A 1,090-nucleotide genomic window follows, 5' to 3' on the forward strand; every position below is an offset into this window, starting at 1 on the left:
GCGGTGCTCGGGCTCGATCTGCGCCCGCGGCACGATCGTCGGATTCACGTTGTCGATCACCGTCTCCCGCGAAATGATCACCCGACCCACATCCTCACGAGACGGCACCTCGTACATCACCGACAACAACACCTCCTCGATGATCGCCCGCAACCCACGCGCACCCGTCCCCCGAATGATCCCCTGCTCAGCGATCGCCTCCAACGCGTCCGGCGTGAACTCCAACCCCACACCGTCCAACTCGAACAACCGCTGATACTGCTTCACCAACGCATTACGCGGCTCCGTCAGAATCCGGATCAACGCCCCCCGATCCAGATCATGCACACTCGTGATCACCGGCAACCGCCCGATGAACTCCGGAATCATCCCGAACTTCAACAGATCCTCCGGCATCACCTCACCGAAACCGCCCCCCGCCAACTCCTCCTTCGACCGCAACACCGCGTTGAACCCCATCCCCTGCCGCCCCGTACGCGACTCGATGATCTTGTCCAACCCAGCAAACGCCCCACCACAGATGAACAGCACATTCGTCGTATCGATCTGAATGAACTCCTGATGAGGATGCTTCCGCCCACCCTGCGGAGGCACACTCGCCGTCGTCCCCTCCAAGATCTTCAACAACGCCTGCTGCACACCCTCCCCCGACACATCCCGCGTGATCGACGGATTCTCACTCTTCCGAGCGACCTTGTCCACCTCGTCGATGTAGATGATCCCCGTCTCGGCCTTCTTCACGTCGTAATCGGCCGCCTGGATCAACTTCAACAGGATGTTCTCCACATCCTCACCGACATACCCCGCCTCCGTCAGCGCCGTCGCATCGGCGATCGCGAACGGCACGTTCAAAATCCGCGCCAGCGTCTGCGCCAACAACGTCTTGCCCGACCCCGTCGGACCCAACAGCAGGATGTTCGACTTCGCGATCTCCACATCCTCACCACCCGGACGCTCCCCCTCCGAGCGCACCCGCTTGTAGTGGTTGTAGACCGCCACCGACAACGCCTTCTTCGCCTGCTCCTGCCCGATCACATACGAATCCAGGAACTCGTAGATCTCCCGCGGCTTGGGCAACGCATCCCAGGAG

The 1,090-nt window shown here is 61.4% G+C and carries 1 protein-coding gene; it reads right to left on the minus strand.

What is annotated here, in order from left to right:
* On the minus strand, positions 1-1,090 hold a 1,090-nt coding region (gene clpX, locus ACFVNO_RS31070; protein WP_378898020.1), incomplete at both ends, for an ATP-dependent Clp protease ATP-binding subunit ClpX.

The sequence above is a fragment of the Nocardiopsis sp. NPDC057823 genome, assembly GCF_042797335.1.
Taxonomy (GTDB): Bacteria; Actinomycetota; Actinomycetes; order Streptosporangiales; family Streptosporangiaceae; genus Nocardiopsis; species Nocardiopsis changdeensis.